The 239-nt window shown below is 74.1% G+C and carries 1 protein-coding gene; it reads left to right on the top strand.

Annotation, left to right across the window (positions count from 1 at the left end; translation table 11 throughout):
* Positions 1–239 (top strand): hypothetical protein (locus G3I40_RS13855; RefSeq protein WP_203644018.1); only part of this gene is annotated, 239 nt, incomplete at both ends.

Raw genomic sequence — 239 nt, 5'->3', positions numbered from 1 at the left:
TCGACGCCGCGTTCGCCATGTCCGTACGGCAGTTGGACCGCGCCCGGGCCCGCCTCTTCCGGATGCTGGGCCTGCTGCCCGGCGGAACCTTCGACGAGTACCTCGCGGCGTCGCTCGCGGACGTGCCGCTGAACAGCGCCCGGACGATGCTGGAGGACCTGGTGGACGCGCACCTCGTCCAGCAGCCGGCCGCGGGCCGCTACCGGCTGCACGACCTGGTGCGTCAGCACGCGCGCCGG

Source organism: Streptomyces sp. SID14478 (genome assembly GCF_010548525.1).
In the GTDB taxonomy this organism is placed as follows: domain Bacteria; phylum Actinomycetota; class Actinomycetes; order Streptomycetales; family Streptomycetaceae; genus Streptomyces.
The sequence above is the reverse complement of the archived record's forward strand: the minus strand, read 5'-3'. Positions and strand labels throughout refer to the sequence as shown.